Genomic DNA, 25075 nt, shown 5'->3' on the forward strand with positions numbered 1-25075 from the left:
ATCCGTCGGATGTGGCCAAGATGATCGAGGCGCCGATCTTCCACGTCAATGGCGACGATCCGGAAGCCGTGGTGCACGCCGCCAAGGTCGCGACCGAGTTCCGCATGAAGTTCCACAAGCCGGTAGTCGTGGACATGTTCTGCTATCGCCGCTTCGGCCACAATGAGGGCGACGAGCCGGCCTTCACCCAGCCGATCATGTACCGCAACATCCGCACCCACAAGACGGTGGTGCAGATCTATGCCGACCGGCTGATCGCGGAGGGCCACGTCACCCAGGCCGAGGTCGACAAGATGCGGGCCGACTGGCGCGCGCATCTGGAAGCCGAGTGGGAAGTCGGCCAGAGCTACAAGCCGAACAAGGCCGACTGGCTGGATGGCGCGTGGTCCGGCCTGCGCACCGCCGACAACCAGGATGAGCAACGGCGCGGCAAGACAGCCGTGCCGGTGCGCACGCTGAAGGAGATCGGCAAGAAGCTGACTGAGGTGCCGAAGGATTTCGAGGCGCACAAGACGATCCTGCGCTTCCTCGAGAACCGCCGCCAGGCGATCGAGTCCGGCGAAGGCATCGACTGGTCGACGGCCGAAGCGCTGGCCTTCGGCGCCATCCTGCTCGACGGCAACCCGATCCGGCTTTCCGGCCAGGATTCGGAGCGCGGCACCTTCTCGCAGCGCCATTCGGTGCTCTACGACCAGCGCGACGAGACCCGCTACATCCCGCTCAACAACCTCTCGGCGGCGCAGGCCGGCTACGAAGTCATCAACTCGATGCTGTCGGAAGAGGCGGTGCTGGGCTTCGAATACGGCTACAGCCTGGCCGAGCCCAAGGCGCTGACGCTTTGGGAAGCGCAGTTCGGCGACTTCGCCAACGGCGCCCAGGTGGTGTTCGACCAGTTCATCTCGTCGGGCGAGCGCAAGTGGCTGCGCATGTCGGGTCTCGTCTGCCTGCTGCCGCATGGCTATGAGGGCCAGGGGCCGGAGCATTCATCCGCCCGCCTCGAGCGCTTCCTGCAGCTCTGCGCGGAAGACAACATGCAGGTCGCCAACGTCACCACGCCGGCCAACTATTTCCACATCCTGCGCCGGCAGTTGAAGCGCGACTTCCGCAAGCCGCTGATCCTGATGACGCCGAAGTCGCTGCTGCGCCACAAGCGGGCGGTGTCGACGCTGTCGGAGATTTCGGGCGAGAGCTCGTTCCACCGGCTGCTGTGGGACGATGCGCAGCTCTTGGCCGACCAGCCGATCAAGCTGGTCAAGGACTCCAAGATCCGCCGCGTCGTGCTGTGCTCGGGCAAGGTCTATTACGACCTCTATGAGGAGCGCGAGAAGCGCGGCATCAACGACATCTACCTTTTGCGCGTCGAACAGCTCTATCCGTTCCCGGCCAAGGCGCTGATCACCGAGCTGTCGCGTTTCCGCAATGCCGAGATGGTGTGGTGCCAGGAGGAGCCCAAGAATATGGGCGCCTGGTCGTTCATCGACCCCTATCTTGAATGGGTGTTGGCGCATATCGACGCCAAGCATCAGCGGGTGCGCTACACCGGGCGGCCGGCCTCGGCCTCGCCGGCGACCGGCCTGATGTCGAAGCATCTCAGCCAGCTCGCCGCGCTGCTCGACGACGCTCTCGGCGAATAACCGGACGAAACAGACCTCAAAAAGACAAGAGAACGGACAGGCACAATGGCTACCGAAATCCGCGTCCCCACTCTGGGCGAATCCGTCACCGAGGCGACCGTCGGCAAGTGGTTCAAGAAGGTCGGCGACGCGATCGCCGCCGATGAGCCCCTGGTCGAGCTCGAAACCGACAAGGTGACGGTGGAAGTGCCTGCCGCGGGCGCCGGAACGCTGGCCGAGATCACCGTCAAGGAAGGCGAGACGGTCAATGTCGGCGCGCTGCTCGGCTCGATTTCGGCGGGCGGCGCGGCTCCGGCCACGAAGCCGCAGGCAGTGGCGCAGGCTTCCAGCCCGGATGCCGCGTCTTCGGTTAAGCAGGCCGCGGCCGAGACCGCCAAGATCGCTGGCGACAACGGTCCGATCGAGCCGCGCACCATGCCGCCGGCGCCGGCCGCGGCCAAGCTTATCGCGGAGCACAATCTCTCGGTCGACCAGCTCTCCGGTTCCGGCAAGCGCGGTCAGGTGCTGAAGGGCGATGTGCTCGACGCCATCGCCAAGGGCGCGCCCTCGCAGCCGGCCGAGACGCCGAAGGCGGCACCTGCGCCGGTCGTCGCCCGCGCGCCGTCCTCGGCCGAGGATGCGCCGCGCGAGGAGCGCGTGCGCATGACGAAGCTGCGCCAGACCATCGCGCGCCGCTTGAAGGAGGCGCAGTCGACCGCCGCCATGCTCACCACCTTCAACGAGGTGGATATGAGCGCGGTTATGGCGCTGCGGGCCAAATACAAGGACGTGTTCGAGAAGAAGCATGGCGTGAAGCTCGGCTTCATGGGCTTCTTCACCAAGGCGGTGACGCATGCGCTGAAGGAGATCCCGGCGGTCAATGCCGAGATCGACGGCACCGACATCATCTACAAGAACTTCGCGCATGTCGGCGTCGCCGTCGGCACCGACAAGGGCCTTGTGGTGCCGGTGGTGCGCGACGCCGACCAGATGTCGATCGCCGAGATCGAAAAGGAGATTGGACGCCTAGGCCTCGCCGCGCGCGACGGCAAGCTTTCGGTGGCGGACATGCAGGGCGGCACCTTCACCATCTCCAATGGCGGCGTCTATGGCTCGCTGATGTCGACGCCGATCCTGAACGCGCCGCAATCGGGCATTCTCGGCATGCACAAGATCCAGGACCGGCCGATGGTGGTCGGCGGCCAGATCGTCATCCGCCCGATGATGTATCTGGCGCTCAGCTACGATCATCGCATCGTCGACGGCAAAGAAGCGGTGACCTTCCTGGTGCGCGTCAAGGAAAGCCTGGAGGATCCCGAGCGGCTGGTGCTCGATCTGTGATCGGAGCTGATCCGCAATGAGCGGTTGGTCAGATGCCTTACGCCGATTCCTTCGGCGTGGACGCGTCTGGCTTTTTTCCGACTTGCCCGTGGTCGCTTCGCCCGCCGATTGGGACGCCGCCGAGATCAGCAGCAACCTCGGCGTCTTCGCTCTCAGCTTTGCCGAAATGGCAGAACGGAACATCACCGCCATCACGATCGGTGAGCTTGAATTGCCCACCGGCGAAATCGTCGCCTGCGACCCGCTCATCACCGGACTGGGGCGGCCGCCGTTTAGCCGCAAGGTAAAGCCGGGGCGCTACCCGGTCATACTGCTTCAGGCGCAAGGCTGCATTGCCGCAGCGGTCTTGCGGTTCGGCCCCGGCTTGCCAGCACGCTGGGAATTGGCGACCTTCGTTGCCGATCGCCCACCGGTCTATAAGTCTGAATTTCTTGAATTTATCGTTGATGACGCGGTTGCGTCATTTATGGACAAGTCGGTCCTGACGATAATGTCTGACCAAGAGGAACTTGACGACTATCTCGCCGGCGTCGCGTGCAGTATCGACAGGTTTTGTATCGATAGTCCGATCGAAGGAAACCCGATCAATGTCGTTATGTTCGATACTGGCTATGGCGATGGCTCGTATCGATCCTTCTGGGGGCTGGACGCCGCCGGCGAACCTTTGCTCCTGATGACCGACTTCGAAGTGCTCGAGAACGCGGATGGCCGTAACGAGGCCGATCGATGAGGATACTTGCCTCACTCATAATCCGGTGGATGGCTAGATCGGCGGTTTTATTGTCGGCTTCCGCCGCCCAGGCCGCCTGCCCGATCCAGCTCGCCGTCTATGGCGAAGCGCAGAGCGGTGCCGAGATCGACTTCACGCCGGCCGGCACCTCGGCCACGATCACCAATGCCTTCCGCATGATCCTCGACAACAATGTAGTGCTCGACGGCATCGCGATGTGGACGGAAGGATCGGCGGCGCGGCCGCATGGCTCGCTGATGTACAAATGCCCGACGGGCGACGTCACCGGCGAGGAGCTCGCCGCCTGCACCGTGTGGGAAGGCGTCATCTACAGCGCCGACGAGAAGGGCGGCGTCGGCCTGCTGCCGGCCGAGGGCGTCGACGCGCCGAAAAGCCTGATCTTCCCCGATCTCGGGCCGTCGCTGGAGATGTCGGCGGCTTACGGTCCCGCCGGCTTTTCCAAAGTGCCGTGGGACATCTTCGTGCTGAAAGGCTGCCAGGAATGAGCGCCGAGAAAAAGACGCTGCTGGTCACCGGCGGCAGCCGCGGCATAGGCGCCGCCATATGCCGCCAGGCGATCGGGGCCGGCTACCGGGTGGCAGTCAACTATGTCTCCAATCAAGCCGCGGCGGATGCGCTGGTCGCCGAGATCAAGGCCGCCGGTGGAGATGCCTTCGCAGTGAAGGGCGATGTCGGCAACGAGGCCGATGTCATCGCGATGTTCGAAGCCGTGGACCGGGCCTTCGGCCAGCTCGACGCTTTCGTCAACAATGCCGGCATCGTCGACCTCAAGGCGCGGGTCGACGAGATGAGTGTCGAGCGGCTGGAGCGCATGATGCGCATCAATGTCGTCGGCTCGTTCCTGTGCGCACGCGAGGCGGTGAGGCGCATGTCGACGCGGCATGGCGGCAAGGGCGGCGCCATCGTCAACATCTCCTCCGCCGCCGCCCGGCTGGGCTCGCCCGGCGAATATGTCGACTACGCCGCCTCCAAGGGCGCGATCGATACCATGACCATGGGGCTGGCGCGCGAGGTGGCGCTGGAAGGTATCCGCGTCAATGCGGTCAGCCCCGGCATCACCGAGACTGAAATCCATGCCTCGGGCGGCCAGCCGGACCGTGTGGCGCGGATGCAGGACATGCTGCCGATGAAACGCGCCGGCACGGCGGACGAAGTCGCCAGCGCGGTTCTCTATCTTCTGTCGGACGCGGCCTCCTATATAACGGGCGCGATCCTGAATGTGAGCGGCGGCCGCTAAAGGCCGGATAAGAAGGATTCTATCATGGCTTATGACGTGGTTATCATTGGGTCGGGGCCGGGCGGCTATGTCTGCGCCATCAAGGCGGCGCAGCTCGGGCTGAAGACGGCGGTGGTGGAGAAGAACGCCACCTTCGGCGGCACCTGCCTCAACATCGGCTGCATCCCGTCGAAGGCGCTGCTCTACGCCTCCGAGATGTTCGCCGAGGCTGGCCATGCCTTCGATACGCTGGGCGTCGAGATACCGGCGCCGAAGCTCAATCTGAAGAAGATGATGGCGCATAAGGACACGACGGTCGCCTCCAACGTCAATGGCGTCGCCTTCCTGTTCAAGAAGAACAAGATCGATTCCTTCCGCGGCACCGGCAAGGTGATCTCCGCCGGCAAGGTTTCGGCGACCGGCGAGGATGGCAAGGTCGAGGAGATTGAGACGAAGAACATCGTCATCGCCACGGGCTCGGATGTCGCCGGCATTCCGGGCGTCAAGGTCGATTTCGACGAGAAGGTGATCGTGTCCTCCACCGGCGCGCTGTCGCTGGCCAAGGTGCCGGAGCATCTCGTGGTGGTCGGCGGCGGTGTCATCGGGCTGGAGCTCGGCTCGGTGTGGGCAAGGCTGGGCGCCAAGGTCACGGTCGTCGAGTTCCTCGACAACATCCTGGGCGGCATGGACGGTGAGGTATCGAAGCAGTTCCAGCGGCTGCTCTCCAAACAGGGCTTCGAGTTCAAGCTCGGCGCCAAGGTCACGGGTGTGGCCAAGGCCAAGAAGGGCGCGACCGTGACCTTCGAGCCGGTCAAGGGCGGTGCCGCTGAGACGATCGAGGCGGATGTGGTGCTGGTCGCCACCGGACGCCGGCCCTATGCCGACAGCCTGGGGCTGGAGGAAGCCGGCGTCGATCTCGACGAGCGCGGCAGGGTCAAGACCGATGGACATCTGAGGACTAATGTGCCCGGCATCTATGCCATCGGCGACGTGATCGCCGGGCCGATGCTGGCGCACAAGGCCGAGGACGAGGGCGTGGCGGTGGCCGAGACGATCGCCGGCCAGGCCGGGCACGTGAACTACGACGTCATTCCGAGCGTCGTCTACACCAGCCCGGAGATCGCCTCCGTCGGCAAGACCGAGGAGGAATTGAAGAAGGCCGGCATCGACTACAAGGTCGGCAAATTCCCGTTCAGCGCCAATGGCCGCGCGCGCGCCATGCTGCACACCGACGGCTTCGTGAAGATCCTGGCCGACAAGGCCAGCGACCGCGTGCTCGGCGTGCATATCGTTGGCTTCGGCGCCGGCGAGATGATCCACGAGGCGGCGGTGCTGATGGAATTCGGCGGCTCGTCGGAGGACCTTGCCCGCACCTGCCACGCGCATCCGACAATGTCGGAAGCGGTGAAGGAAGCGGCGCTGGCAACCTTCTTCAAGCCTATCCATATCTAGTCCCGAACCGAAGGGCGATACGCGTCAGCGTTCGGCATGGCTCGTTTCGCAAGGTTCGCTTGAGCAATTCCAGGAAAAGTGTGAGCGGTATTCCGTCCGGAATTGCGTAAAAACAAAGAGATAGAGCGGTTCGCCGTTTTTATGAAACGGTGAAACGCTCTAGGAGATACCTCGTGTCCAAAGGCTCCGATCTGCTTGTTGCCGCCCTCGAGAATGAAGGCGTGGATCGCATCTTCGGCATACCGGGCGAGGAGAATCTCGACGTCGTCGAATCCATTCGAAAATCCTCGATCGAGCTTATCCTGACCCGCCATGAGCAAGCGGCCGCGTTCATGGCCGCCACCCACGGCCGGCTCACCGGCAGGCCCGGCGTCTGCATCACCACACTTGGCCCGGGCGCCTTGAACCTGACCACAGGCGCGGCCTACGCGCTGCTCGGGGCCATGCCCATGGTCATGATCACCGGACAAAAGGGCGTCAGGTCGTCCAGGCAGGCCCGGTTCCAGATCGTCGACGTCGTCGCGGCGATGAAACCCCTGACCAAGCTTTCGCGTCAGATCGTTTCGCCCAGGATGATCCCGGGCGTGGTGCGCGAGGCTTTCCGTGTGGCCGGCGAGGAGCGTCCGGGGCCGGTGCATCTGGAGCTGCCCGAAGACATCGCCGCCGAGGAATGCGACGCCGTGGCGCCGATTCCGCCGCACCCCGTCGAGCTGCCGCTGGCGAGCCCGCTTGCGCTCGACCGCGCCGCGCAGATGATCATAGAGGCCGAGCGGCCGCTGGCGATGATGGGCGCCGCCGCCTCGCGGCCGCGCTCGACCTCGGACCTCGCCCAGTTCGTTCTGCGGACCGGCATTCCTTATTTCACCACCCAGATGGGCAAGGGCACGGTGCCGGGTGGGACCGAGCTCTATATGGGCACAGCCGCCCTGTCCGAGCGCGACTATGTGCATGAGGCGATCGAGCGGGCGGATCTCATCATCACGATCGGCCACGACACGGTCGAGAAGCCGCCCTTCATCATGGGCGCCGACGGTCCGAAGGTCATTCATGTCGGCTACCAGCCGGCCACCGTCGAACAGGTCTATTTCCCGCAAACCGAGGTGATCGGCGATATCGCCGCGTCGCTCAGGCTGTTGGCCGACCGCCTGGAAGGCAACATTCCCAACGCACAGGCACTGCTGCCGTTGCGCGAGGGGATATTGAGCCGCATCGCGGCGCGCGACAGCGAGGACCGCTTCACGCCGCAGCGCCTGGTGCACGACGTGCGCGCGGTGATGCCGGCCGACGGCATCCTGGCGCTCGACAATGGCATGTACAAGATCTGGTTCGCGCGCAACTACCGCACGCGCGTCGCCAACACGTTGCTGCTCGACAATGCGTTGGCCACGATGGGTGCCGGCCTGCCGTCGGCGATGATGGCGGCGATGCTTTTTCCAGAACGCCGCGTCATGGCGGTTTGCGGCGATGGCGGCTTCATGATGAACAGCCAGGAGCTGGAAACCGCCGTCAGGTTGAAGCTCAACCTCGTGGTCCTGATCATCGAGGACCATGCCTACGGCATGATCCGCTGGAAGCAGGCGGTCGACGATTTTCCCGATTTCGGCATGACCTTCGGGAATCCCGATTTCGTCCGCTATGCCGAAGCCTACGGCGCCAAGGGCACCAGGGTAGGCGCCATTGCCGAGCTGAGACCGGCCCTTGAGCAGGCCTTTGCCGCGGGCGGCGTCAATCTCGTCGTCGTTCCGATCGACTATTCGGAGAATGAGCGGGTCCTGGTCGAAGAGCTGCGCCATCGGCTGCCCTGGCCGGCCAGTCCGATGCCGGATGATTAGACTGGAATGACGATCGCGATGGGCGTTTCGGCCAATCCCCAACGCATGCCACCTGCCAACGCAAGCAGAGCCGACCGGTCAAGATCTCTGCGCAGTTCTACTTGAGCATTTTCCGAAGCTGGAGACAGTGACACAAAACAAAACGGCCCGCCTTTCGACGGGCCGTTCGTTTTCAAGCTGCAGTTCGATTACTGAGCCGGTGCTGGAGCCGGAGCGGGCGCAGGGGCTGGCGCGGGTGCAGGAGCCGGGGCTGGCGCCGGAGCGGGCGCAGGCTCTGGAGCCGGAGCGGGCGTCGCGGGCGCGGGAGCCGGCGTGCTGGCGGCCGGCGGCTCAGCCGGGGCGGGCGCATGCTCGCCGCCGCTTCTGCCAAAGACATAATACGCAACAATGGCCAGGATAATGACAACAAGGGCGATCAGCCACCCGCTGCCGCCGCCACCCGATCTGGGAGGCGGGCTCGAAGGGGTGAAGGGGTCGTTAGGGTTCGCCATGAAACGTGTCCTCCTTGGATGAAAGTCATCAAAATAACAGCCATCAACGCGCTGATCCCGCATCGGGTTTCACGCAAACGGACGGAAAGCGCTGAAAAACCGGCGTTTTCAGGTCCGCCAGCCGCCAGACGACTCAGTTGACGGCGGTAACACTATACCCTGCCTTGCGAAAATCCTCGACCAGTCCTTCCGGACCGGGCAGATGCATGGCGCCGACGGCCATGAAGACGTTGCCCTTGGCCAGAATCGGCATCGCATTCGCGGCCATCACCTTGTTGCGGCTGGTGATCATGGTCTGCTCGAAGGCGGCATAGCCGGCCTGGTCATCGGCGGTCTCGGGCAGCACCGCCTTGAACAGCGGCCAGAACATGCCGATCTCGCCACGCTGGTAGAGCACGATCATCGTTTCGTTGACGTCGTTGACCTTGTCGCCGAGCTTCATGGTCTCGACCAGGCTCTTCATGTGGAATTCGAGCGGCAGCGAAGCCATCGCGCGCAGCTGGCCAACGGCGGTCTCGAGCCCTTCGACGTCCTTGCCAGAGGCCTTGGCCTCCGAAGCGAGCTTGACGTCCAGCACGGGTTCGCCGGCGCTCTGGCGCGCCACCTCGCAGGCCGGCAACGCCATCATCGCCGACAGAATCCACGGCTTCATCTTGGCGACCGTCGCCGGCGGGATGCCGCGGGCGTCGAGCCCCTTGTTCAGCGCCGCCGCATCGTCCGGCGACAGCAGCGACGACAGCGTGGTGTTGTCGGTGAACATCATCAGGCCGGGTTCGCTGGCCATCGCGGCCATCATCTTGGCCTTGTCCATCGCATCGGTGGTTTCGATGACGACGGTGCCGGCGCCGGCATAGGCTTTCTGCGCGGCGGCCGGCAGCGTGGTGACGCGCGTGTCGGTCATGTGCATGGTGCCGAACAGATAGGACGGTTTTTCGCCCGGCTTCTCCAGCTTCCACAGCAGGCCCTTGCCGTTGGGTACGGCCGCCGATTCGGCCTCGACCTTCTGGAAGGCGGCCGGATCGTTCTTCTCCAGCGCGGTCAACAGATCGGTGCCGGCGCAATTCGGCGCTTCGGCATGCGCCCGGCTTGCGAGCAGCAGAACGACGATGAAGGACAGGAAAAACAGCAGGTTGAGCGCCGCAAGCAGCTTCAACGAGATAACGGCCGCGCGGTCGGCAATGGCGATGACGCGTTTCATGGGAAGCGTCTTAGCGCTGAAAAGCGGCCAAACGGTTAATCGGCAGGTGAAATTGTTTGCGATGCGGTGAGCTTTGACGTTCGCTCGGGTTGGCGGATCGAATACCTCGGCGATTGGCCGAAACGCCCATCGCATCGTCATCCACGGGCGAGCAAGGAGCGAAGAGACGCGCGCAGACCCGAGGATCCATTCCGTTATGTGGGCCGTGGAATGCGGCGATGCAGAATTTTGCTCAGTCGCGGAGCGTTGAGGTCACGGCATGGATTCCAGGGTCTGCGCGCGTCGCTTCGCTCCTTGCTCCGCCCTGGAATGACGAAGTCCGGAGGGCTCCGGATGACCTCAGGCGGCTCACGCCCTTGGATGCGCCTTCTCGTAGATGTCGAGCAGCCTCGCGGTGTCGACGCCGGTGTAGATCTGGGTCGTCGACAAGCTGGCGTGGCCAAGCAGTTCCTGGATGGTGCGCAGGTCGCCGCCGCGGCCGAGCAGGTGGGTGGCGAAGGAGTGGCGCAGGGCATGCGGCGTTGCCGTGTCGGGCAGGTTCAGCGCCGAGCGCAGCTTCGCCATCTCGCGCTGGATGATGGCCGGGTTGAGCGGGCCGCCGCGGGCGCCGCGGAACAAAAGGCCGTCGGGACCGATATGAAAGGGGCAGAGCCGGCGGTATTCCACCACCGCCTTGCGGGCCACCGGCAGCACCGGCACCAGTCGCGTCTTGCCGCCCTTGCCGGTGACGCGCAGCACGGTGTCGGCTTCCGTCGCCAGATCGGCGCCGGTCAACCCCAGCGCTTCCGAAATGCGCAGGCCGGAGCCGTAGAGCAGCGTCAGCACGGCGGCATTGCGCGCCGCGATCCAGGGTTCTTCGGCGAGTTGGCCCTCCATCGCCACGACCTTTCTGGCGTCGCTTGCCGTCAGCGGCTTGGGCAGCGATTTCGGCTGGCGCGGCGCACGCAGAGCGATGGCACCCGCAGCGTTGACGAGGCCGCGTTTTTCGAGAAAGCGCAGCAGCGAGCGGATGCCGGCAAGACCGCGCCCCAGCGTGCGGGCGCCTGCGCCGTCACTGCGGCGCTTGGCGAGGAAGCCGCGCAGATCGGCGGGACGCAGGTCGGCGATGTCGGAAATGCCGGGCGGTCCGCCGCAATGTCCGGTCAGGAAATGCAGGAACTGGCGGGTGTCGCGCTCATAGGCCTCGACCGTCTCCGGCGACAACCGGCGCTCATGCGCCAGTGTCTTCAGCCACGTTTCGCGCGCCGCCTGGAGGTCGGGTTTGGCTGGGATGAGGAATTCCTGCATGCCGGCATTGTCATGTATGCGGGTTAGGAAGCAGTGAAGAGGGCCTCATTGAAATGATGGCGTCAGAGGGCTAGAGCAAGGCAAAGGAAGTGCCGCCATGTCGAAGCTCGAAAACCCCGTACAGATGGCCGTCATCGGTGCCGCGCACGGCATCAAGGGCGAACTCAGGGTGAAGACCTTCACCGGCGATCCGCTGGCGCTGGCCGATTACGGCCCGCTCTTCGCCAAGGACGGCCGTGCCTTCCATATTACCGATATCAGGCCTGCCGGGACAGTGGTGGTGGTGCGCTTCAAGGGCGTCAACGACCGCAATGCCGCCGAGGCTTTGGCCGGCACGGAGCTTTTCGTCGACCGCTCGGTGCTGCCTGACGACGGCGAGGAGGACGAGTTCTATCATGCCGATCTCGTCGGCCTCGACGTCCGGGACGACACGGGCGTCATCGGCAAGGTCGTCGCCGTGCATAATTTCGGCGGCGGCGACATTCTCGATGTCACCCTTGCCGGCCGCAAGGGCGTGCTGATCCCGTTCACGCAGGCAGCGGTGCCGCATGTCTCGATCGCCGACGGTTTCGTCGAGGTCGATCCGCTGGCGGCTGGCCTGGTCGAAGATGAGGACGATGGTGAAGCACCGGGCCGGTCCGGCTTCGACCCGAAGGGCCGGCCGCGCGGACCGAAGGATGCCGGGGGCAACCGTTGAGCTTTGCCGCTTCGTTGCTGACGCTCTATCCGGAGATGTTCCCGGGCGCGCTCGGCCTGTCGCTCGCCGGCCGCGCGCTGGAGGCCGGTACATGGTCGCTGGAAACGATCCAGATCCGTGATTTCGCCACCGACAGGCACCGCACGGTCGACGACACGCCGGCCGGCGGCGGAGCCGGCATGGTGATGCGCGCCGACGTGCTGGCGCGAGCCATCGACCACGCTTCGCCGCCAGGCGATGAGCGTCCAAGACTGCTGATGAGCCCGCGCGGCAAACCGCTGACGCAGGCCCGCGTGCGCGAGCTTGCCGCCGGTCCGGGCGTCGTCATCCTTTGCGGACGCTTCGAGGGCGTCGACCAGCGCCTGATCGACGCGCGGGCGCTCGAGGAGGTCTCGATCGGCGATTTCATCCTGTCGGGCGGCGAGCCGGCGGCGCTCGTGCTGCTCGACGCCGTCGTGCGGCTGCTGCCGGGCGTCATGGGCAATGCTGTGTCCGGCGAGGAAGAGAGTTTCGAGAACGGCCTACTCGAGCATCCGCATTACACGCGGCCGCAGGAGTTCGAAGGCCGGCCGATCCCGGACGTGCTGGTTTCAGGCAACCACAAGAAGATTGCCGAATGGCGGCGCGCGGAGGCGGAGAAGCTGACGCGGGAACGGCGGCCCGACCTGCTTGGCGCTCCGCCTCAGCCCTTGGTGAAATAGTAGAAAGCCAGGAGCAGGCCGACGGCGACGACGAAGCCGCGCACCACGGCCTGCGGCACGCGCTTGGCGATCCATACCCCGGCATAGCCGCCGAGCGCCACGCCCGGGATCATGACGATCGCCTGCGGCCAGGCGACGACGCCTCCGGAAACGAAGACCAGGATGGCGACGACCGCGATCACGATGGACAGCATGTTCTTCAGCGCGTTGAGCCGGTGGTAATCGCCGGCTTGCGTCAGGCCGAGCGTGGCGAGCATCATTACCCCCATGCCGGCGCCGAAGAAGCCGCCATAGACCGCGGTCGCGAATTGCGCGAGCGAACCGGCGAGCGAGCCGACCGAGGCCTGATGTTCCGGGCCGGCCGCCGGCTTCAGCCACGGCCCGGCGGCGAACAGGGCGGTCGCGGCGATGAGCAGCCAGGGCACGAGGGCGCGGAATGACGGATTGGTCAGCCCGAGCAGGATGAGCGAGCCGGCCAGCGCGCCGAAGGCCGAGATCAGGCAAAGCAGCAAGGCGCCACGCCAGAAGTGGCGGATATCGGTCCAATAGGCGAGAGTCGAGGTGATGTAGCCCGGCAGCTGCGTCACCGAGGAGGTGGCGTTGGCGACGATCGGCGGCAGGCCCACCAGCGTCATGGCGCCGAAGGTGAGGAAAGTGCCGCCGCCGGCGACCGCATTGGCGGCGCCGGAGGCAAAGCCCGCGAGGAAAAGCAGGACGGCATCGGAGAACGTCATGGAGGGAAGGCCCGGGAATACACGTTCCCGGCTTAGAAAGCTTGGCGGGCTCGCGCAACCCGGCACGAGGCAATAAGATGGTACCAGGAGCTCAAAAAATACGCCTTAAAGTTCTTTTTCGATGCGTATCGTCGTCCCAGAACCGCGCACACTTCCGGGCGACATGCATTTGGACGTGACAAAGCGCCGAAATAGCTGTATGTCGCCGCCCGAACCGGAAGAACGATCTTCTGGACCCGTCAACAAATGGCGGTGTAGCCGTCCCTGCCCGATGTTTCGACAAAGGGCATAGCCGAGCGGTCGTTGGAACTGCAAGGCGAGCCGAGGACGCTCTGACTGTCGGAAGAACAAGAAGTGGATATTTGAGATGGATCTCATCCGTCAGCTCGAGGCCGAACAGGCCGCCAAGATCGAAGCCAAGCGCAAGCTGCCCGAATTCCAGCCGGGCGACACCGTGCGCGTCCAGGTGCGCGTCACCGAAGGCAGCCGCACCCGCGTCCAGGCCTATGAGGGCGTCGTCATCGCCCGCTCCGGCTCCGGCTTCCAGGAGAATTTCACCGTCCGCAAGATTTCCTACGGCGAAGGCGTCGAGCGCGTTTTCCCGGTCTACTCGCCGATGGTCGAGGGCGTCGAGATCGTGCGCCGCGGCAAGGTGCGCCGCGCCAAGCTCTATTACCTGCGCGACCGTCGCGGCAAGTCGGCCCGCATTTCGGAAAACACCGGCGTGCGCGCCCGCAAGCTGAACGACGAAGAGCGTGATGCGCTGAACGCCGAGCGCGCCCGCATCGAGGCCGAGAAGGTCGCCGCCGCCCAGGCGCTGGCCGCCGAGACGGCCGCCAAGGAAGCCGCCGAGAAGAAGGCCGCCGCCGAGGCTGCTTCGGCCGAATAAGGCTTCTGCGAAACAGGTTCCGGAAAAGCGGCTTCGGCCGCCTTTTTCGTTTGGCGGCAAGCCTAACCCTACCGGTTCCCCGATCAGTTCCTATCCAACCTGCGTTCGCGAACCGCATGCCTTCGTGATTGGCTGAAACGCCTCGGCTTCGTCATCCACGGGCGGAGCAAGGAGCGAAGCGACGCAGCGCAGACCCGAGGATCCATGCCGTGACATCGAGGCTCCGCAACGGTGCAGAATTCTGCCCCGCTGCGCTTCATGGCTGAGGTAACGGAATGGATCCTCGGGTCTTCGCTCCGCTTCGCGTCGCTCCGCCCGTGGATGACGAAGCTGAGGGCCTGCCGCCCATTCATCCGAGCATCGGAGATAGGCGCATGGTACCCCTTGACGTCCAATTATCTTGTACACTAAATAATCGTGTACAAATCAACGGAGATCGAAAATGTCAGCACTCTACACCGCCCAGGCTCACGTCAGCGGCGGCCGCAACGGTCACGGCGAAACCAGCGACGGCCTGCTCAAGGTCGACCTCGCGATGCCGAAGGAGCTCGGCGGAAAGGGCGGCGCCACCAATCCGGAGCAGCTTTTCGCCATCGGCTATGCGGCTTGCTTCGAGAGCGCGGTGCGCTTCATCGCCCGCCAGCAGAAGCTGCCGCTCGAGGACGCTTCGATTACATCCACGGTCAGCCTTTATCCGAACGGCCAGGGCGGCTTCCGCCTCGGCGTCGCGCTGGCGGCCGAGATCAAGGGGCTTGATCAGGCGGGCGCCGAGGCGCTTGTATCGGAAGCGCACAAGGTCTGCCCCTATTCCAACGCCATCCGGGGCAATATCGACGTGGCGCTGTCCACTACGACGCTTCCGGCAAAGGCCGCATGACGACGAAAACCGAAACCATCACCAAGCCAGCCCCGGCGCAGGACGCCGGGGTGATCGAGGTGCCGCGCCTCGACCAGCAGCTCTGCTTCGCGCTTTATTCAGCCAGCGGGCTGATGACCAAGCTCTACCGGCCGCTGCTCGATCCGCTCGGCCTCACCTATCCGCAATATCTGGCCATGCTGGCGCTATGGCAGCATTCGCCGAGCACGATCGGCGAGCTCGGCGCGGCACTCGGCCTGGATTCGGCGACGCTGACGCCGTTGATCAAGCGCATGGAAGCGGGCGGCCTCGTCACGCGCCGGCGCGACGCCGCCGACGAACGCCGGGTGCTGGTCGAGCCGACCGCGAAGGGCGAGGCGCTGCGGGTGAAGATGAAGGACGTGCAGGAAGGCTTAAGCTGCGGCATGCCGCTGGAGCGGGCCGAGCTCAAAGCCCTGCATGGCACGCTGACGCGGCTGGTCGCCGGATTGCGCGGGGCAACGGCCAATCAGGACTGAATGGCGCAAAGGCAGTCCTCGAAACCATCCCCGACGAGCATTGGATTGCGTGCTTGGCGGCCTGCGGCTGCGCGGACCGGCTTGCAAGGCGCTTGCGGCAAGATAGAGCGTCTCACCGTTTCACGGCGAGACGCTCTATCTCTTTGTTTTTACGCAATTCCGGACGGAAAACCGCTTCACACTTTTCCTGGAATTGCTCTAAAGTCGGCGCCGGATTTTCCCAGGCCGCGAAATTGCAGCGCGGTCGCACCTTCGGAGATTTGTCATGACCAAGTCGAAATTGCTGCTGGCCGCCATGGTGGCCTGCCTCCTCGCGCCTGTCGCCGCGCTCGCCGACAATCTGCCCGACCTCGGCGGCAAGAAGGTCGTGGTGGTGACGGAAAACGCCTATCCGCCGCTGCAGTTCATCGACAAGAAGACCGGCAAGCAGATCGGCTGGGAATATGACGCGATGGACGAGATCGCCAAGCGGCTGAATTTCAAGGTCGAGTACCAGAACACCTCCTGGGACGCGATGATCCAGGCGGTTTCGGACAACCAGTACAACATCGGCATGACCGGCATCACCATCAAGGACGACCGCAAGGAGAAGGTCGACTTCTCCGATCCCTATATGCGCTCGGAGCAGTTCATGCTGGTGCGCGGCGATGAAAGCCGCTTCACCGACGCCAAGAGCTTCGGCGCCTTCAAGGACGGGCTGATCGGCGCCCAGCCCGGCACCACGCCCTTCTACACCGCCGTCTACAGCGTGCTCGACGGCAACGAGCAGAACCCGCGCATCAAGCTGTTCGAGACCTTCGGCGCGACCGTGCAGGCGCTGAAGGCGGGCGACGTCGACGTCGTCTTGACCGACGGCACCGCCGGCAAGGGCTATGTCGATGCCTCGGAAGGCAAGCTGAAGCTGATCGGCGGCCCGCTCGGCACCGAGGATTTCGGCTTCATCTTCCCCAAGGGCTCGGACCTGGTGAAGCCGGTCAACGCCGCGATCGCCTCGCTCAAGGCCGACGGCACGTTCGACAAGCTCAACAAGAAGTGGTTCCTCGATTACAAGATGGGGCAGTGAGCTCGTCTTGGTGCGCGCGGTGGGTTTGCAGGAAATCGCGCTGACATTGCGCCCAGTCCCCCCTCTCTGCCCTGCCGGGCCCGGCCCTTCGCTGTCGCTCCGGGCGTTCGTCGTTCGAAAAGCCAAGCAATTGGCTTTTCGTCCGCTACGCGGACCTCTCCTCACCCCCCTCAAGGGGGGACATTGGATGTCGCGCCGGCCTTCGCCAACTATCGACGTCGCAGAATGTGCGGCGCGGCTCAAACTGCTAATCTCCCCCCTTGAGGGGGAGATGGCCGGCAGGCCAGAGAGGGGGGCCTGGGCGCCTAACATTTGGAGCTTGCTCTCAGGCGAAACCGCCTGATGTCTGCGACGACATCCACCAAACCCGAATTCCCCTGGTGGCTGGCCGCTGCGGCCGCCCTCGCACTGGCTGCCGCCCTCGCCATCGCGTCCAGCGATCTCTATGCCGAGGTCTTCGCCACCGTCGCCAAGGGCATCGGCATCACCATCTTCGTCACCGCGGTCGCTTTCGCTTTAGCCTCTGCGCTTGGGCTCGGAATCGCGCTGATGGCGCTGTCGGGATCGCAGTGGCTGCGGCAGATCGCGCGCTTCTATGTCGAGATCATCCGCGGCGTGCCGATCCTGGTGCTGTTGTTCTGGATCGCCTTCGCCGGCGCGCCGGCCTTCGTCGCCGCCTGGAATGCGCTGACCGCGCCGCTGCAGGGCGCCGGGCTGATGGGCGAACTGCTGGTGCGCGACGTCTCGCTGCTCTGGCGCGCCATCATGGCGCTGACCATCGGCTATTCGGCCTTCATCTCGGAAGTGTTCCGCGCCGGCATCCAGTCGGTCGAGAAGGGCCAGATCGAAGCCGCCAAGGCGCTTGGTCTTACCCGCGCGCAGCGTTTCAGGCTGATCGTGTTCCCGCAGGCGATCCGCATGATCCTGCCGCCGCTCGGCAACGATTTCGTCGCCATGGTCAAGGATTCTTCGCTGGTCTCGGTGCTCGGCGTCGCCGACATCACCCAGATGGGCAAGGTCTATGCCGCCGGCTCGTTCCGCTTCTTCGAGACCTATTCGATCGTCGCCTATATCTACCTCATCCTGACCATCGGCCTGTCGCTGGCGCTGCGGGGGCTGGAGCAGCGGCTGCGCCGCCAGCATCAGGAATAGCCGGCAGCAAAAGTCCGCGCTACGATCCCTCCGCTCATCATCGCGGAGGAGGTGCCCATGAATCTCGACAAGGCCAATGCGGCGCTGGATTCCGTCTATTCGGCCGACTCGCCGGAAGGGCTCGCCAGGGCCTATGCCGACTGGGCCGCGACCTATGACAGCGAGACCGCTTCGCTGGGTTACCTTCTGCCGTTCCTGATCACCGCCTGGGTGGCGCGGCACGTGCCGGCGGGCGAAGGCCCGCTGCTCGACGCCGGCTGCGGCACCGGCCTGTCAGGACCGTCGCTGAAGGCGCTTGGCTATGGCGACATCGTCGGCCTCGACCTCTCCGATGACATGCTGAAGATCGCCGGCAGCCGCCAGGTCGGTGGCAAGCCGGCTTATGGCGAGCTGAAGAAAGCGATGCTCGGCGGCCCGCTGCCTTGGCCGGACCGGCATTTCCGCGCCTTCTTCTCGACCGGGGTCTTCACCATCGGCCACGCGCCGGCCTCCGGCCTGCACGAACTGGTGCGTATCACCAGAAGCGGCGGCCACGCCATCTTCACCGTGCGCGACCAGGTGTTCGAGAGCGGCGGGTTCCAGGCGGTGTTCGATGAGCTGACGCAGACGGGGAAATGGCGCGCGGTCGAGCAGAGCCCGTGGTTCCGCTGCTATGCGATCGGTGATCCGGCAGCGCTGGTGAAGACGTTCGTGTTCGAGGTGGTGTGAATAGGCTGGCGCCAGTTCCTCGCCCCCGCGAAGGCGGGGGAGAGGTGGCCCGGCGAAGCCGGGACGGAGAGGGGGGCGACCTCCGCGACACAAGAGCCGCTGCAAGACAAGGCAAGACCGAAGGGCTTTGAGGCGGTAGGAGGCTTTAAAAACTCCAGGCACCGCCGCAGGCCCCTCTCCGTCCCGGCTTCGCCGGGCCACCTCTCCCCACTTCGTGGGGCGAGGAACAGGTTCCGCCGCAATTGCCGAAAAGCCAAAACATTGCTATCTACGCCGCCATGGAAAAGCTTTTCAGCGATCCGGCCTACAAGGGTTTCGTGCTGCAGGACAGGAAGCGCCTGCCGTCGCGTTTCTCCGCGCGCGTTTGCGGCGCGCTGACCAGCCGACTTAACTGACCCGACCGATCGCAGTCGTCGCGCCGGATTGCCGGCGTGCTTTTCCCATTCTCATATCGACGGATTTACGCACATGAGCGCACCGCGCACCCTCTACGACAAGATCTTCGACGACCATGTCGTCGACCGCCAGGATGACGGCACCTGCCTGCTCTATATCGACCGCCACCTCGTGCATGAGGTCACCAGCCCGCAGGCCTTCGAAGGCCTGCGCATGTCGAACCGCAAGGTCCGGCATCCGGAAAAGACGCTGGCCGTGGTCGACCACAATGTGTCGACCTCCCCGGAGCGCAAGTTCGGCATCAAGAACGAGGAAAGCCGCATCCAGGTCGAGGCGCTGGCCAAGAACGCCAAGGATTTCGGCATCGAATATTATTCCGAGAACGACGTCCGCCAGGGCATCGTCCACATCATCGGGCCCGAGCAGGGCTTCACCCTGCCCGGGATGACCATCGTGTGTGGCGACAGCCACACTTCGACGCACGGTGCTTTCGGAGCATTGGCGCATGGCATCGGCACGTCCGAGGTCGAGCATGTGCTCGCCACCCAGACGCTGATCCAGCGCAAGGCCAAGAATATGCTCGTGCGCGTCGACGGCCAGCTGCCTGAAGGCGTCACCGCCAAGGACATCATCCTCGCCATCATCGGTGAGATCGGCACGGCCGGCGGCACCGGCTATGTCATCGAATATGCGGGCGAAGCGATCCGCTCGCTGTCGATGGAAGGGCGCATGACGATCTGCAACATGTCGATCGAGGCGGGCGCGCGCGCCGGCCTGATCGCGCCGGACGAGACGACCTTCGCCTATGTCAAGGACAAGCCGCGCGCGCCCAAGGGCGCGGCGTGGGATGCGGCGCTTGCCTACTGGAAGACGCTCAAGTCGGACGAAGGCGCGCATTTCGACAAGGTGATCGTGCTCGACGCGGCGAAGCTGCCGCCGATCGTCTCCTGGGGCTCCTCGCCGGAGGACGTCGTCTCGGTGCAGGGCATCGTGCCGAACCCCGAAGACATCACGGACGAGAACAAGCGTTCCTCCAAGCATCGGGCACTGGAATATATGGGCCTGACGCCGGGAACCAAGATCACCGACATCGCGCTCGACCGGGTCTTCATCGGCTCCTGCACCAATGGCCGCATCGAGGACCTGCGCGCCGCAGCCAAGGTGGTCGAGGGCAAGAAGGTCAATCCGCGCGTCAACGCCATGATCGTGCCGGGCTCCGGCCTGGTGAAGGAACAGGCCGAGGCCGAAGGCCTGGACAAGATTTTCGTTGCCGCCGGTTTCGACTGGCGCGAACCGGGCTGCTCGATGTGCCTGGCCATGAATGACGACCGGCTGAAGCCGCATGAACGCTGCGCCTCGACCTCGAACCGCAACTTCGAGGGCCGCCAGGGCTTCAAGGGCCGCACCCATCTGGTGTCGCCGGCCATGGCGGCCGCCGCCGCGATCGCCGGCCATTTCGTCGACATCCGCGACTGGAAGTAACCACTGGCTTCAGAAGCAAACAAAAGGCCCGGGCGCTTTGTCCGGGCCTTTTGCTTTCCAACAATCCTACCTGCGGATGATCTCGTGAAACTCCTCGCGCCGGCCGGGCTCGTCGGCGGCGACGACCAATGCCAGCTGGCGGTCGTCGAAGATCTTGAACCATTCGTCCCATTCGACCAACTCGTAGCCGCCGGCATTGGGCGGGCGTTCCGGCCGGTCCTCGTCCTCATAGGCCTGCTGGTCAAAAACCAGGCGCAGCATGGCCTGCGTGCCAGGCTCCGGCGATACGTCGACAATGGCCGGAAAGCCGGCCCGCGCCGCCGCCCAGGAGCGGATTTCATCGTGATCGGTCAAGGTGATCGTGTCGGCCATCGCAATCGTCTCCTGTCTAGCGACTCCAGTCTGGCCGGACAACGCCGCTCCGGCAAGCCCGGTTCCCCATGGTTTCGCGGCGTGTTTATCGAGAGCGCTTAACCGCTTGTTTGGGCTTAAGTCCTAACATCTCCCCTTGGGTAAGTTGGGGAAAGTCGCAGTCCTTTGGACACCGGTCTGCTCATAGCGCTGCTCAATCCGACGATAGCGCTGGCGCTTGGCGCTGCGTTCCTCGTGCTGTGGTGCTATCAGCGCCATCGTCCCTACCTCGCGGTCCTGGCGGCAAGCTATGCTCTCGCCGCTGGCGGGTTCCTGTTCCAGCACTTCACCTTCCCGGCCGGCCTGGCGCCGTCCAAGTTCCTCTCCAATCTGTGCTTCTGCCTTGCCGGGTCCTGTCTGGTCGGCGCCATCGTCGCGCGCCACGGCCGGCCCGTCCCTTATGTCGGGATCGGCGTGCTGGCGGGAAGCGGCATGGCTGCGTTCAGCTGGTTCCTGTTCGTTCAGCCGGATCTGACATGGCGCATCCTCGTCGTCAATTTCGCGCTTGGCGGCATCAGCCTTCTGGCCGCCGCCGAACTGCGCGTGGTGCGCGGCAATGGTCCGACCGAGAAGATGCTGTTCGTGCTGGCGTTGCTTTCCGGGCTGAACTTCTTCGTGCGGACGCTGGCCATCATCATCGCGAATGGACCGTTCAAGAGCTACGACGAGCTCTATGCCTCGTCCTACTGGACGACGGCGCTGCTGCTGCATGCGCTGCTGTCGCTGCTGATCGCGCTTTGCCTGTTCACCGCGGCGGCGCTCGACGTGGTGTGGGCGCTGAAGGCGGAGACCCACACCGATCCGCTCTCGGGCATCCTCAATCGCCGCGGCTTCGAGGAGCGGTCGACCGTGCTGCTCGATCAGTGCGCCAGGGCAGGATTTCCCGTCGCCCTGGTGCTGGCCGACCTCGATCACTTCAAGGCCCTGAACGATCAATACGGGCATGAGGCCGGCGACCGGGTGATCGCCGACTTCGCTGCCAAGCTGCGCTCGGCCACCGGCGCGCGCGGAGCCGCCGGCCGCATCGGCGGCGAAGAATTCGCCGTGCTTCTGCCGCTCAGCGACCTGGGGGCGGCAAGGCTGTTCGCCGAGGCGATCCGCAGCTTTTATTCGGCCGGCACGGTCGACGGCCTGCCGCCCGGCGCCAGGGTGACCGCCAGCTTCGGCGTCGCCGCCCGCTCCGGCGGGGAAGGGCTGATGCCCTTGATGCGGCGCGCCGATGAGGCGCTCTACAAGGCCAAGAAGAACGGCCGCGACAGCGTGCGGCTCTCTTACGAGAGGCCGGAAACGACATTCGTCGCCGAGCGGTTCGCCATTGGGTGAGGCGGGTGGACACCCGCGCCTTCGTCATCCACGGGTCTGCGCGCGTCGCTTCGCTCCTTGCTTCGCCCGCGGATGACGATCGGAGGGATGGCTCGGCCAATCGCGGAACCAGGGATTGCCATTGACCTCTACGTCGCGTTCCAAATGCCCTGACGACCGGAGGTCTTGCGGCTAATCGCGACGGTCGGCTGTCCTCCCGTCATGCTGGGCGTTAACGTGATTTTCGCCGGTCGATGATAGCCCTCGGTCAAGGAGCAGACATGGGCAGCGCCGACTTCATATTGATGATCAACCTCGCCGTCGCCGGGCTGCTGGCGGCGGCGTTCATGGCGATTGCCGTGTATGGCACCGGGCGCGCGTCAGCGCGTTGGCTTGCCTTCAGCTACCTGCTCGGCATGGCTTATTTCGGCATCGAATTCAGCATCCCCTCCTTCTCGGACGCCCGGTTGCCGGTCGTTGCCGCCTTTGCCGTGTTCCTCGGCGCGACCATCGCTTTCAATGGCGGGTTGGCCCATAAATACGGCGTGCGGCCGCCATGGGCGCCGATGTTGTGCTTCCTGGTCGTCGCGTCGGCCGCCGTCTATCTGGTGCAGGACCTGCCGCGCCAGTCGCTGGCGCGGATGATGGCCTACCAGCTTCCTTATGCCGCCATGCAGTTCGCGGCGCTCGGCATCGTGCTGTCCTCCCGGCAGAGGCTTGCATGGCTGGACCATGTGCTCGCGCTGGTGCTAGGCGCGAGCGCCGTGCAATTCGCCTCCAAGCCGTTCATCGCCGGCGCGCTGGGCGGCTGGGGCGCCAACCCGCAAGCTTATGTGCAGACGGCTTACGCGCTGGTGTCGCAATCGCTCGGCACCGTGTTCGGGCTGGCGCTGGCGCTGCTTGCGCTTGCCGTGCTGGTGCGCGACGCGCTCAGCGAAGCGACCTCGAAATCGGAAACCGATGCTTTGTCGCGGCTCTTCAACCGCGGGGGCTTCGAGCGCCACGCGGTCTTTGCGATGCGCGACGCCGTCCGCCGCGGCGTGCCGGTGGCGCTGGTGATCGCCGATCTCGACTATTTCAAGAGCATCAACGACAGTTATGGCCATGCCTGCGGCGACCGCGTCATCGAGACATTCGCCGGCTTTCTGCGCGAGGCCGCGGCCGAGCACCATGTCGCCGGCCGTATCGGCGGCGAGGAGTTCGCCATCATCCTGCCCGGCACCAACCTTGCCGCGGCGCGGCTGTTTGCCGAAGGGGCGCGCAACGCTTTTGGAGCCTTGCCGATCGAGGGCCTGCCGGCCGATCATCGCTGCAGCGCCAGCTTCGGCGTGGCGGAACTGGCCGCCGGCGAAGGGTTTGCCGATCTTCTGCGGCGCGCCGACGCCGCGCTCTACGAAGCCAAGAATGCCGGCCGCGACTGCGTGCGCGTGTCAGGCGCGCTCAGGCGGCGCCAAACGCCGACGATCTTCAACGGCAAGGGCTGAGATTGGGCATCTCGCCATCGGAAAGCCCGTACATATAGGAGCGGCCCTTGACCAGCACCGGCGGCTGGTAGCAGCCGGGCGCGCCGGGCTCGTCCGCGTCGTCATAGACGACATCCGGCTGGCCGGCGCTGGTGAATTCGGAAAGCTTTTTCGCGAGCCTGCCCTCGCCGACGATGATGCGCTTGTAGCCGGCGGCGCTGTCGATGACGAGATTACCGAAGGAATCGGCATAGACGCGGTCGTGATGGCGCAAGCCGGCTTCGGCCGGCGCTGCGATCGCCGTCGCAAGCCCCGCCAGCACTGCTGCGGCAAGGCCTGCACGCACTGAATTCGAACGCATGTCGCTCTCCCTTGATCGGCGCGACGGATCGCGCCTGGATTCCCGATCCGAATCGGAAATTAACCCTTTCTTAACCTTTGTTAAGAGCCAGAAGGCTTTCGGCGCCGGTTCTTAAGGAACATGGTTAATTTTCGAGGGCCCGGTTCTTGCCCGCCGCAGGACGGTCCTGCAGCCGGCTCACTCTGGTCGAACTTGATCTTGATGCGTCGCGTGGTAGAGCGGTTCGTCGTTTAACGGAAACGACAAACCACTCTATCTCTTTGTTTTGACGCAATTCCGGACGGAAAACCGTTTCACACTTCTCCTGGAATTGCTGTAGCGTGCCGCGCACGAAAGGGCAGCGCATGAGCATTGGCCACACGGTTCGGGTGTCGATCACCATCCCGCTGCTTCTCGCAGCCGCGGCCTGCGTGCCGCAGGACGGCGCGCCGAAGGCGGCCAATGCGGCGGCCCCGGTCGCCGCGCCTGCGCTGGCACAGCAATCCGCCGCATCCGCGACGCCTCCAGCGCCGCGGGCATCTCAAATGCCGCAGGGAGCGACTGCGCCCAAAACGCCCGCACCCCAGGCAACCAAGACCATCACCGACCTCACCGTGCCGCGATCCGGCATCGGCACAGCCACTTACAGATGCGGTAATGGCGGCATGATCACCATCCAGAATCTCGGCTCGTCTTTGCGCGTGGCTCGCCCGGATGGCTCGACCGAGGAATTCGCGGCCTCGCCCGCCAACCAGAGCAGCCGCTACCAGGAAGCGTCGACGCATGACGCAATCGTGATCGACGGCCGCGAGGCGCTGGTGATGAAGAGGGGATCGACGCCGCAGACCTGTCGGAGATAGCGCTCTTTGCTGCACTGCAACGAGACCTTGCGCCGGCTTCGAAACAGCCGCTAATCGATTGAAGCGCGCGGCCGCAAATTTGTCAGACTAAATGATGTTTCCAAAACGATTTTCCGGCTTTGACGCGGTGCAAAAAGAGCATTAGAAACCGCCTGTCCGGAGCCATATATGAGGGCGGAAAACGCTGCTCCTCGGTAGCGGCATCCAGGACGCCGAACTGGGGCAGCCATGAGCAAATCACCAGCCACCCGCGCAGTTGCCAGACGTGAACGGCCGCTCTCGCCGCATCTGACGATCTACCGGCCTCCTATCACGATGACGA

The 25075-nt window shown here is 64.7% G+C and carries 25 protein-coding genes and 1 pseudogene; 21 read left to right on the top strand and 5 right to left on the bottom strand.

The window, feature by feature from the left end:
• From EOA23_RS13480 to EOA23_RS13510, 7 genes are all read left to right on the top strand, one after another.
• Window positions 1-1634 (top strand): 2-oxoglutarate dehydrogenase E1 component (locus tag EOA23_RS13480; protein WP_127304487.1); only part of this gene is annotated, 1634 nt, incomplete at its 5' end.
• A 45-nt stretch (window positions 1635-1679) separates the two neighbouring features.
• Entirely contained in the window at window positions 1680-2954 is a 1275-nt protein-coding gene (gene odhB / locus EOA23_RS13485) for a 2-oxoglutarate dehydrogenase complex dihydrolipoyllysine-residue succinyltransferase (RefSeq protein ID WP_127304488.1), read from the top strand.
• A gap of 88 nt (window positions 2955-3042) precedes the next feature.
• A complete protein-coding gene (locus EOA23_RS13490; protein ID WP_245474158.1) occupies window positions 3043-3684 on the top strand; it encodes a DUF4241 domain-containing protein in 642 nt (213 codons plus the stop codon).
• A gap of 29 nt (window positions 3685-3713) precedes the next feature.
• Entirely contained in the window at window positions 3714-4190 is a 477-nt protein-coding gene (locus EOA23_RS13495) for a hypothetical protein (protein WP_189341598.1), read from the top strand.
• On the top strand, window positions 4187-4942 hold the full coding sequence (locus EOA23_RS13500) for a glucose 1-dehydrogenase (RefSeq protein ID WP_127304491.1): 756 nt from the start codon (window positions 4187-4189) through the stop codon (window positions 4940-4942). The genes EOA23_RS13495 and EOA23_RS13500 overlap by 4 nt, the downstream gene beginning before the upstream one ends.
• Before the next feature lie 24 nt (window positions 4943-4966).
• Window positions 4967-6373, top strand: coding sequence for a dihydrolipoyl dehydrogenase (lpdA, locus tag EOA23_RS13505; RefSeq protein ID WP_127304492.1), 1407 nt, complete (start codon window positions 4967-4969; stop codon window positions 6371-6373).
• A 173-nt stretch (window positions 6374-6546) separates the two neighbouring features.
• Window positions 6547-8205 (top strand): acetolactate synthase large subunit, encoded by a 1659-nt coding sequence (locus EOA23_RS13510; protein WP_127304493.1) that lies wholly within the window; start codon window positions 6547-6549, stop codon window positions 8203-8205.
• A gap of 624 nt (window positions 8206-8829) precedes the next feature.
• Here the strand turns inward: EOA23_RS13510 and EOA23_RS13520 are convergent.
• Both EOA23_RS13520 and EOA23_RS13525 read right to left on the bottom strand, forming a co-directional pair.
• Window positions 8830-9894 carry a TraB/GumN family protein gene (locus EOA23_RS13520; RefSeq protein WP_127304494.1) on the bottom strand — a complete coding sequence of 355 codons (1065 nt, stop codon included), beginning with the start codon at window positions 9892-9894 and terminating at the stop codon, window positions 8830-8832.
• 348 nt (window positions 9895-10242) lie between these two features.
• Entirely contained in the window at window positions 10243-11181 is a 939-nt protein-coding gene (locus EOA23_RS13525) for a tyrosine recombinase XerC (protein WP_127304495.1), read from the bottom strand.
• Between the two features lie 97 nt (window positions 11182-11278).
• Here EOA23_RS13525 and rimM point away from each other — a divergent pair, with 97 nt between their 5' ends.
• Together rimM and trmD are read left to right on the top strand one after the other, a co-directional pair.
• Entirely contained in the window at window positions 11279-11878 is a 600-nt protein-coding gene (gene rimM, locus EOA23_RS13530) for a ribosome maturation factor RimM (protein ID WP_127304496.1), read from the top strand.
• Window positions 11875-12579, top strand: coding sequence for a tRNA (guanosine(37)-N1)-methyltransferase TrmD (gene trmD / locus EOA23_RS13535; protein ID WP_127304497.1), 705 nt, complete (start codon window positions 11875-11877; stop codon window positions 12577-12579). The genes rimM and trmD overlap by 4 nt, the downstream gene beginning before the upstream one ends.
• Here the strand turns inward: trmD and EOA23_RS13540 are convergent.
• Complete coding sequence (locus tag EOA23_RS13540; RefSeq protein ID WP_127304498.1) at window positions 12561-13313, bottom strand: sulfite exporter TauE/SafE family protein; 753 nt, start codon at window positions 13311-13313, stop codon at window positions 12561-12563. The two genes, trmD and EOA23_RS13540, sit on opposite strands and share 19 nt — an antisense overlap.
• Window positions 13314-13680: 367 nt before the next feature.
• Here EOA23_RS13540 and rplS point away from each other — a divergent pair, with 367 nt between their 5' ends.
• From rplS to leuC, 8 genes are all read left to right on the top strand, one after another.
• Window positions 13681-14202, top strand: coding sequence for a 50S ribosomal protein L19 (rplS, locus tag EOA23_RS13545; RefSeq protein ID WP_042645484.1), 522 nt, complete (start codon window positions 13681-13683; stop codon window positions 14200-14202).
• A 442-nt stretch (window positions 14203-14644) separates the two neighbouring features.
• Window positions 14645-15079, top strand: a complete 435-nt coding sequence (locus EOA23_RS13550; RefSeq protein WP_127304499.1) for an organic hydroperoxide resistance protein — start codon at window positions 14645-14647, stop codon at window positions 15077-15079.
• Window positions 15076-15576: a MarR family winged helix-turn-helix transcriptional regulator gene (locus EOA23_RS13555; RefSeq protein ID WP_127304500.1), complete on the top strand. Its 501-nt coding sequence runs from the start codon at window positions 15076-15078 to the stop codon at window positions 15574-15576. Before EOA23_RS13550 ends, EOA23_RS13555 begins: the two co-directional genes overlap by 4 nt.
• Before the next feature lie 265 nt (window positions 15577-15841).
• Complete coding sequence (locus EOA23_RS13560) at window positions 15842-16639, top strand: transporter substrate-binding domain-containing protein (protein ID WP_126063671.1); 798 nt, start codon at window positions 15842-15844, stop codon at window positions 16637-16639.
• A 342-nt stretch (window positions 16640-16981) separates the two neighbouring features.
• On the top strand, window positions 16982-17791 hold the full coding sequence (locus EOA23_RS13565) for an amino acid ABC transporter permease (protein WP_127304501.1): 810 nt from the start codon (window positions 16982-16984) through the stop codon (window positions 17789-17791).
• A 57-nt stretch (window positions 17792-17848) separates the two neighbouring features.
• Window positions 17849-18499, top strand: coding sequence for a class I SAM-dependent methyltransferase (locus tag EOA23_RS13570; RefSeq protein ID WP_127304502.1), 651 nt, complete (start codon window positions 17849-17851; stop codon window positions 18497-18499).
• Window positions 18500-18741: 242 nt separating this feature from the next.
• Window positions 18742-18894, top strand: coding sequence for a hypothetical protein (locus EOA23_RS13575; RefSeq protein WP_189341599.1), 153 nt, complete (start codon window positions 18742-18744; stop codon window positions 18892-18894).
• 73 nt (window positions 18895-18967) lie between these two features.
• On the top strand, window positions 18968-20377 hold the full coding sequence (leuC, locus tag EOA23_RS13580) for a 3-isopropylmalate dehydratase large subunit (RefSeq protein ID WP_126063674.1): 1410 nt from the start codon (window positions 18968-18970) through the stop codon (window positions 20375-20377).
• A gap of 66 nt (window positions 20378-20443) precedes the next feature.
• On the opposite strand, the gene EOA23_RS13585 is transcribed toward leuC, so the two are convergent.
• On the bottom strand, window positions 20444-20749 hold the full coding sequence (locus tag EOA23_RS13585) for a hypothetical protein (RefSeq protein ID WP_042645496.1): 306 nt from the start codon (window positions 20747-20749) through the stop codon (window positions 20444-20446).
• A gap of 165 nt (window positions 20750-20914) precedes the next feature.
• Here EOA23_RS13585 and EOA23_RS13590 point away from each other — a divergent pair, with 165 nt between their 5' ends.
• Together EOA23_RS13590 and EOA23_RS13595 are read left to right on the top strand one after the other, a co-directional pair.
• Window positions 20915-22111, top strand: a complete 1197-nt coding sequence (locus EOA23_RS13590; protein WP_127304503.1) for a GGDEF domain-containing protein — start codon at window positions 20915-20917, stop codon at window positions 22109-22111.
• 260 nt (window positions 22112-22371) lie between these two features.
• The gene (locus EOA23_RS13595; protein ID WP_127304504.1) at window positions 22372-23574 is read left to right on the top strand and encodes a GGDEF domain-containing protein; all 1203 of its coding nucleotides are present in this window, start codon (window positions 22372-22374) and stop codon (window positions 23572-23574) included.
• Here EOA23_RS13595 and EOA23_RS13600 read toward each other — a convergent pair.
• A complete protein-coding gene (locus EOA23_RS13600; RefSeq protein WP_127304505.1) occupies window positions 23558-23914 on the bottom strand; it encodes a hypothetical protein in 357 nt (118 codons plus the stop codon). The genes EOA23_RS13595 and EOA23_RS13600 overlap by 17 nt on opposite strands.
• 344 nt (window positions 23915-24258) lie before the next feature.
• Here EOA23_RS13600 and EOA23_RS13605 point away from each other — a divergent pair, with 344 nt between their 5' ends.
• Window positions 24259-24753 (top strand): hypothetical protein, encoded by a 495-nt coding sequence (locus EOA23_RS13605; RefSeq protein WP_127304506.1) that lies wholly within the window; start codon window positions 24259-24261, stop codon window positions 24751-24753.
• A gap of 228 nt (window positions 24754-24981) precedes the next feature.
• Window positions 24982-25075: pseudogene (locus EOA23_RS37060) on the top strand (succinate dehydrogenase, cytochrome b556 subunit); the annotation flags it as partial.

This window comes from Mesorhizobium sp. M2A.F.Ca.ET.042.01.1.1, from assembly GCF_003997405.1.
Classification (GTDB): Bacteria; Pseudomonadota; Alphaproteobacteria; order Rhizobiales; family Rhizobiaceae; genus Mesorhizobium.